This window comes from Methylobacterium gregans (assembly GCF_022179245.1).
Lineage (GTDB): Bacteria > Pseudomonadota > Alphaproteobacteria > Rhizobiales > Beijerinckiaceae > Methylobacterium > Methylobacterium gregans.
This window is the reverse complement of the sequence record NZ_BPQM01000054.1, coordinates 1-7,103: the sequence shown is the minus strand read 5'-3', so window position 1 is coordinate 7,103 and position 7,103 is coordinate 1. Positions and strand designations below refer to the sequence as shown.

Here is a 7,103-nt window from a genome sequence, read left to right as displayed (position 1 = left end):
CGTCATCACCCTGCCGACGAAGGCCAAGCCGCACGTCGGCAGGGTGATGACGGGCTTGGCGTGGAGCGTGAACTCGCGATGCCAGTGACCGACCGCGGCCGAGAGCGTCTGTAGCTCGCGCCCGGCCGTCGCCGGCTTGATAAGCTTCCCCTCCCCCTTCGATCCGGGCGGCCGCCACCGCTCCTTGCAGCGCGCCTCGACGTAGGCCCGGCAGGATGCGGCCTTGATCTGCGAGAGGTTCTTCCCGCCCCAATGCCGGAGGAGGTTCGCGATGTGGTGCCCGACAAGGCTCGCGTTCGATCCGCCCTCCATGGCCTGCCCGTAAAATGCGAGCGACGTGGCGATGCTGACGAGGCGCGGATCTTGGTTCGTCGGGTCGTCGTCCTCGGGGACGACGCGGGCCTCCTCCTCTAGCCGGCGGTCCCGCTCGATGACGTAGAGCGCGAGCTCCGCTTCAGCCGCTGCGCGATCGCCAGGGCCGTGCGCTGTGCGTCGCTTGAACTCCCCGTCGTGGATGGCCCAGACCCCACGGTCGAGGTCGAGCTTGAGGCGGGCGGGCTTCCGAGGTCTAGGCATCTCTCTCTCCACTCCTTGAGTTCGCGTCGTGTCACGAGCAGGCCGTGACCGGGCCTCATCGAGCGGAGACGTTTCGGGCCCCGCGCCTTCGTGGCGGCGCGGAGCTGCGCGACGGAGAAGATCGCGAAGCCATGGGTGTCGGTGACCTCGGGTGCCCACGCCGCGTCTTCGAGCGTGATCAGGGTGTCGAGGTCGGCGCTCTTCAGGCGGGCCCACGCCCCGTTCGAGGGGTCCCACTTGGCGACGATGAGCTGGAACTTTGACATGACGCGATGATCCCGCACCGCTCTCCCGGCCGCAAGGGCAGAAGAGAACGGAGGGTAAACAGGACGTCGCCCGCCGCGCCTGGGCTCGGGCCCGCCGGCCAGGGTTCGGGCAACCTTGCAGGTGGGTCGGCCTTGCGCCGGGGCGGCCGATCGGCGAGGCTCGCCCCCATGACGCACGCCCCCTCGAAACTCGACCGCTTGCCGGCCTGAGGCCAGCCACCCCGTCCGGAAATCCGGACGGTCGCCGCGTTCCGTTCGAGGGTCCTGCCCGTGACGACCTACCTGGTTTCAGACACCCACTTCGGGCATCTCGGGATGATGTCCGACCGCATGGCCCGGCCCCGGCCGTTCGCCTCCCGGGAGGAGCATGACGAGACGCTGATCGGCCTCTGGAACAACCGGGTTCGCCGGGACGACACGGTGATCCATCTCGGCGATTTTGCCTACGGGTGCAGTCTATCCCATGCTCAAGCCGTGTTCTCGCGCCTGAACGGCAAGAAGTTCCTGATCCGCGGAAATCATGAGCAACGAGGCGAGCGGCTGGACTGGGCCGGACCGATCCGGGACGTGGCCCGGGTGTCCGTTCAGGACAGCGGCATGCGGCGTCCGGTCGACCTATGGCTCAGCCATTTCGCGCACGTGACCTGGCCGGACGCGCACCGCGGCCGGCTCCACCTCTACGGCCACTCGCACGGCAGCCTCGCGCCGACCGCCCGATCCTGCGACGTCGGCGTCGACGCCTGGCGCTTCCGACCGGTGACGGCCCCCGAGATCCAGGAGCTCCTCGCCGACGTCGCCCGGCGCGAGGGCGGCCCGGCCGCGGCGGCCGCCCTGGCGGAGGCCGCTTAGAGCCGGAGAGGGATCCACTCCCCGGTGTCCGCGGCCCAGCAGTACCTAGTCCGCGGCAGCTGCCCCATCACCCGCCACTCGTAGGCCGGGTCGACGGCACGCCACCGCACGGTCACCCGCGCCTCCTCCCCGGTCGCGAGGAGCAGGACCACGTTAGCCTCGGCCTCGCCGGACCGGAGCGAGAGCATCCGCGTTGCCGTGGGGAAGCCGGGCGGGCGCCGCGCGTCGAGGGCGTCGAGGGCGGCGTCGGCCTCGGGACACCGAGGCTCGCGCAGACCCTGCAGCATGGAGAGCCCGAGCCCGGCGAGGTAGGGATCCGGCTCGGTCGCGGGCGGCGCAAGCTCGGGGGCAGGCGGCGGAGGAGCCTCCACCTCGTCCGCCTCGGCATCCTCGTCCTCTTCCTCGGGGGCCTGCGCGGCGGCCCTGGCGGCGATCGCAGCCTCGGACCGCTCGCGCTTCAGCCTGGCCCGCTTCTGGGCGAGCTCCGACGGCGGGGAGATCAGCCCGCCGAAGTGCGCCCGCATCATCTCGTCGAACGGCATCCTCTGCCGCACGTACCACGGCCTTTCGTCGGCCGGGGCCGCGGGCGCTTCCATCATGTCGACGAGGTCGCGCGGCCGCTCCGGCGCGGGGGCCTTCTTGGGTTTCGGGTGCACGAGCAGGGGCGGCTCCACCGGCCGGTGGAAGGGGGCCTCCGCGGCGGAGGCGACCCATGCGCGGTGGGCGGCGAGGTCGTGGGCGGGCAGCGGGGGACGGGCCATGGCTACTCCTTCATCCCGATCAGGCGCCCCGGATCCAATTCGCGCGCTTCTGCGCACGGGGCAGCTCGCGGTATGCTTCCTCGGCGACGGCGAGCAGGCGCGCCCGCAGGTCCAGGGCCTCCGCTTGGAGGGGGTGGCGCGCAAAGTGGTCATGCTTCGCGATGATCAAGCGCGACCCGACCGCGGCTCCCGCGGTCGCGCGCCGGTACCACGCGTCGAGCACCTCGCCGCGGTGCGCCGGCTCGCGGCCCCGGTAGTGAAAGCCGGCGTCGAATTCGGCGACCGCCTTCCTCGCCTCGATGACGGCCGGGGTCAGGTGGTCCAGCTCGATGCGCGCCGGAGCTCCGTCCAGCTCAGGTTGATCCAGTGCCCCGGGCACAACCTCGGCCGGGGGCCGCCCGGCCACCGGGGCTCCCCCGGAAAAGGGCGCGGCGCGGCGGCCTCCTCAACCGCCGGGGCAGGCTGCTCGGGAGCGGGGGCGGGCTCGGCCGCGGGCAGGGCCGGCCTGGACGGGAGCGCCTTCAGGAGGGCGACCGCCTCAGCGCCGGCCTCGGCCACTCCGCCATGGGCCTTGGCGTAGGCGCGCACGATTTCCACGGGCATGCCCGTGTGCTCGGCGCTCCCGTCGCCGGGTTCGTGGAACGTCTGGAACCGGCCGAGGCCGGTCGCGTCGACCGCCGGGTCGCGGAAGTCGGCGAAAACCGTGATCCCTCCGCCCATGCGCTCGACGGAAAAGACCCGGCCGTCCTTGCAGCGGATCTCGGTGGGGCTGACAGGGCGGGTCATCTCACGGCCTCCAGGGCGGTCATGTCGGCGTCGGGGATCTCGACGGTCTCGGGCAGGGCGACCTGCTCGGCCTGCCGACGGCCGGGCCGCACGATCGCGACGGCGGCCTCCATCGCGAGGTCGGAGACCCAGGACTTCAGCGTCGGCCTGTCCATTCCGGCGGCGTGATGGGCCTCGCGCACGACGGCGGCTGCCGCGTCGAGGCGCGTGCCCGGCAGCGACGCCGGCACGTAACCTCGGCGCGCCCAGGCCTCAGGCACGACGGTGGCCGGGTCGTACCGGAGGACGTCGCGGACGTGGCGAGCGACGTGCTCGTCGGCCGCCACGCGCGCCTTGCGGTCGAGCGTGGTGTTCCGGCGCCGCGCAGCCTGCTCGCGCTTGTCCTGCGCGGCTTGCTGCTCGGGCGGCAGCCCGCGGACTTGCCGGCACTCGCGCTGCGCGCCGGTGCCGACGATTAGCCACGCGGGCTCGCGGGAGGTGAGCCGCCAGCCGCGCTCGCCGCCGGGTCCGGTCTCCTCAGCCACGAGGCCGAGCGCGAGCGCGTGGTGGATCACGTTGCCGGCGTCGGCCCACGTGCGGGGCTGCTCGGGCGTCCCCGTGTAGCGCCGGAACCTAGCCTGCATCGTGAAGGCGTAGCGCTCGACCATCTCGCCGCGGCCGAGCCAGGCGTCCTCGGCGTAGACGATCAAGATGTCCCTGTTGACGTAGCCGTTCCAGCACCCGTCGCAGGAGCGGTAGCCGCCGTCGAGGACCGCCGCGTCGAAGCTGGCCGGGAAGGCCACGGGGGTCGGGTTGGTGAGGGCCAAGCCTGCAGCCATCGTCGTCTCCTCAGAAGGGAATGTGATCGCCGGTATTCGGGAAGATCTCCGGCGGGCTCGCCGGCGGCTCCGGGAAGGGCAGCTCGGGCTCGACGTCGAGCCGCGGGTCCGGCTCGTCGGATCCAGGCTGCGCTCTATCGCGCTCGTAGAGCTCGCGCTCCTGCTCGGGCGAAAGGCTGGCGAAATATTCGTCGCGGACACGGCCCACAGCAGGCTCCTTCAGAAGGGGATGTTGTCGGGATCGAAGGGGACCGCCGGTCCCCGCGGGGCGGCCGGGGCCGGGAGCGGCGGCAGGGCGGCGCGGCAGGCGTCCGACATGGCGATGCAGGAGCGCTCGCAGAAGAAGTCGCCCCACCCGTCGAGGCCGACGAACACCGCGTACCGCTCGCCCGGCATGATGCCGCGGTCGATCGGACAGCCCTCGCACCAGAGCGCCTTCCTGGCGGTGTGTCGGCGGACGACCCCGCCGTTGGCGAACGTGGGCTCAGGCGGGTCCGGCTCGACATCGACATCCGGCCCGTAGTGGTATCCGGTGAGGTCGATCACGGGCGAGCCTCCCCGACCGGCACGTAGCTGACGACACGCTGCAGACGGAGGGCGCGCAGGACCGCCGCCCCCGGCGCGCGGCGGCCGAGGCGCACGTCCGACACGTAGGCCGGCGAGATCCCCGCCGCAGCCGCCCACGCCGCCGCGCTGCCGGCGGCGTGGATCACCTCCTCCAACTGCGCGAGCGCGTCGACCGCCCCTCCGTCCTCCACCGGTCGCGCCGGCGCCTCCTCGCTCAACCCGTCCGCCACGATGCCCTCCATGCGCTCGCCGTACGCTCGGTCGCGTATCCGCGTCGCAGCCAAGATCGGCGCGGCGGCCGGGTCCGTCAAGCATTAAATCGAAGATTTCCAGGTTTTGTGCACTACAGCCTCGGCATGATCGCAGGGTTCGCAGCTTTCGGATCGCGTTTCCAAGTTCAAGAAAAGCGTTACAGTCCTTGAGAAATTCGTTACTCCCATTTTGTGCTTGCGCAATTATATCAGGAGGCGGATGCTTCGCTTGTCCGCGTATCAGCGAACCGGGCGAATTCGCCTGTCACCAAGGTTTCCCGAGAGGCCCCATGACCCGCCCGCCGATCGACTTCGGCACCGAGTGGTCGAACGCCGGCACGCACCGGCGCTATGGCCACGACCTGATCCTGTGGGTCGCCGCCCAGCCGACCCAGGCTTTCCGCGACGCCTACTCCCGGGCCCGCGGCCTGATGGTCGGCGCCGGCTACTCGTGGACCGACAAGGGCCACGCCGAGCCGCAGATGCTCCCGTGCTGGTGGAACACCGGCATCACGTTCGATGCGGACGCCCTCCGCGCCGAGGTCGACCGCGTCGTCGCCGAGGCGGCTGCCGAGCGCGAGGCGAAGGCCGCCGCGGAGCAGGAGCGCCACGAGCGCGACGTCGCCTCTACCAAAAACGCGGCCGCCCCGATTCGCGCGGCCCTGCGCGCCCTCCTCGTCGAGAGGCCGTGGGCCCTCGGGCGCGCCCTGTCCGAGGCCCGCGATCTCGCCAGCGCGGAGACCTGGACTTCGTGGGGCCTGCGCAGCGCCGAGCGCTACCTCGACAACGCGGCGGCGAACGTCCGCCGCGCCGAGGAGCGCCTCGGCCGGACGCCCCCCGCGACGTGGTTCGCCCGCGCCGAGGACGAGGCTGTCCGGGTGGCCGCGCTGGAGGCGTGCCGGGTCCTCTCCTCGCGCGACATGGACTGGGCCGCCGTCCAGAACGGCGAGGGCTGGTCGCAGGCGACGACGTGGACCGGGCACACCCTCAGCGAGCGCGCCGTCCTCGACCAAGGCGAAGCCGCCCACGCGCTGGGCCTGCTGCACGGGCACCGGCGCCAACTCTCCGACGAGGTCTGCATCGCGTGCTTCGGCGAGGCCCCGGCGCGGCGCCGGCGGCCGGAGCCCGAGGAGCAGCCGGCCCTCGGCTTCTGACTTTCCGAGACAACCCCTTCAATCGGCACTGACACGCACACGGGAGAACGGACATGAAGACCTGGACCCAGAAGCTCGCCGAGCTCGTCGAGGCGGCGATCCGCATGGTGATGGCGCTGTTCGCGGCTGTCTTCGGCGACGAGTGGGATGGCGTGAAGCCGGCCGCCCGCCGCCTCGGCGCGGCCGCGCGGGGGGTGGTCCCCGGCGTCGTCGCCGACGGCCTGACCGCCGCGGGGCGCGGGCTCGGGCACGCGCTGACGCTCCCGCTGCACGCGGTCGACGTGACCGCCTCGGCGATCGGGGCGACGCTCGGGGCGATGCTGCCCACGCCGCCAGTGACCGCCCGGCAGGTCGCGGACGGCGCGGTCGCGCGGGACGACGCCCGTACGCACCGGGAGGACCCGGAGATGGCGGAGGCGCACGACGCCCTCGTCGCCGCCAATCTCGTCGGGATCCGCGTGCAGGGCGCGGCCTCCTCGCTCTTGGAGCGCGGCGGCAAGCTGCACGCCGTCTACCGCGACGAGCTCCACCCGCCGGTCACGGCATGGCTGGAGAGCCTGTCGCCGGCCCAGCTGAAGGCCATCGTTGACGCCCCCAGCTACGCGCTCGACCGGCACCTCAAGGCCGAGGCGAAGGCCGACATGCTCCCGGCCCTGCCGCCGGTTCTCTCTACGGTCGCCCGTATGGCCAAGGCCGCCAACGGGGGCGAGCTCGACATGAAGGCGATGCTGGCCCAGGCGAAGAAGAACCTGCGCAACAGCCAGGGCGAGGCCGAGGCGATGATGGCGCGCGGCACGTTCCGCCGCCCGCCGGAGGAGCCGGAGGGCGGACAGGTCATCCCGATCCGCGGCCCGCGCCCCACGCCGCGGCCGTCATTCGGCTGAGCCCGCCCCCCCCTGAACGACGAAGGCCCGCCGGGATGACCGGCGGGCCTTTCCTTTTCGGGGACGCCTCCGGCGCGTCAGACGCCGCAGATCTCCCTGAACCCCTCGACGAGGCGGGTCTGCCGGTCGAGCAGGATCTCCAGATCGCGGATCTGCTGCCGGGCGTGAGCGAGCTCCGCCTCGGCGCGGGC

10 protein-coding genes and 1 pseudogene are annotated in these 7,103 nt (G+C 72.4%); 3 read left to right on the top strand and 8 right to left on the bottom strand.

All coding sequences use genetic code 11. From position 1 onward, the window contains the following. Positions 1-576: pseudogene (locus MFF54_RS12080) on the bottom strand (tyrosine-type recombinase/integrase); the annotation flags it as partial. Between the two features lie 536 nt (positions 577-1,112). Here MFF54_RS12080 and MFF54_RS12075 point away from each other — a divergent pair. Beyond that, on the top strand, positions 1,113-1,691 hold the full coding sequence (locus tag MFF54_RS12075) for a metallophosphoesterase (RefSeq protein ID WP_096484949.1): 579 nt from the start codon (positions 1,113-1,115) through the stop codon (positions 1,689-1,691). Here MFF54_RS12075 and MFF54_RS12070 read toward each other — a convergent pair. Genes MFF54_RS12070 through MFF54_RS12040 form a run of 7 tightly spaced genes read right to left on the bottom strand, consistent with a single transcriptional unit; the run spans position 1,688 to position 4,934 of the window. Further along, positions 1,688-2,452, bottom strand: coding sequence for a hypothetical protein (locus MFF54_RS12070; RefSeq protein WP_197705071.1), 765 nt, complete (start codon positions 2,450-2,452; stop codon positions 1,688-1,690). The genes MFF54_RS12075 and MFF54_RS12070 overlap by 4 nt on opposite strands. 19 nt (positions 2,453-2,471) lie before the next feature. Continuing rightward, positions 2,472-2,831 carry a hypothetical protein gene (locus tag MFF54_RS12065; protein ID WP_157914163.1) on the bottom strand — a complete coding sequence of 120 codons (360 nt, stop codon included), beginning with the start codon at positions 2,829-2,831 and terminating at the stop codon, positions 2,472-2,474. Further along, positions 2,765-3,238, bottom strand: coding sequence for a hypothetical protein (locus tag MFF54_RS12060; protein ID WP_096484947.1), 474 nt, complete (start codon positions 3,236-3,238; stop codon positions 2,765-2,767). The genes MFF54_RS12065 and MFF54_RS12060 overlap by 67 nt, the downstream gene beginning before the upstream one ends. Further along, positions 3,235-4,056: a hypothetical protein gene (locus MFF54_RS12055; RefSeq protein ID WP_157914162.1), complete on the bottom strand. Its 822-nt coding sequence runs from the start codon at positions 4,054-4,056 to the stop codon at positions 3,235-3,237. The genes MFF54_RS12060 and MFF54_RS12055 overlap by 4 nt, the downstream gene beginning before the upstream one ends. Before the next feature lie 10 nt (positions 4,057-4,066). Beyond that, a complete protein-coding gene (locus MFF54_RS12050) occupies positions 4,067-4,264 on the bottom strand; it encodes a hypothetical protein (protein ID WP_238303106.1) in 198 nt (65 codons plus the stop codon). Between the two features lie 11 nt (positions 4,265-4,275). Further along, positions 4,276-4,602 carry a hypothetical protein gene (locus MFF54_RS12045; RefSeq protein ID WP_238303104.1) on the bottom strand — a complete coding sequence of 109 codons (327 nt, stop codon included), beginning with the start codon at positions 4,600-4,602 and terminating at the stop codon, positions 4,276-4,278. Further along, on the bottom strand, positions 4,599-4,934 hold the full coding sequence (locus MFF54_RS12040; protein ID WP_238303102.1) for a hypothetical protein: 336 nt from the start codon (positions 4,932-4,934) through the stop codon (positions 4,599-4,601). Before MFF54_RS12040 ends, MFF54_RS12045 begins: the two co-directional genes overlap by 4 nt. A gap of 230 nt (positions 4,935-5,164) precedes the next feature. On the opposite strand from MFF54_RS12040, the gene MFF54_RS12035 reads away from it, so the two are divergent. Together MFF54_RS12035 and MFF54_RS12030 are read left to right on the top strand one after the other, a co-directional pair. Further along, a complete protein-coding gene (locus MFF54_RS12035; RefSeq protein WP_096484944.1) occupies positions 5,165-6,028 on the top strand; it encodes a hypothetical protein in 864 nt (287 codons plus the stop codon). A 53-nt stretch (positions 6,029-6,081) separates the two neighbouring features. Then, positions 6,082-6,912, top strand: coding sequence for a hypothetical protein (locus tag MFF54_RS12030; RefSeq protein ID WP_096484943.1), 831 nt, complete (start codon positions 6,082-6,084; stop codon positions 6,910-6,912). Positions 6,913-7,103 lie beyond the last annotated feature (191 nt).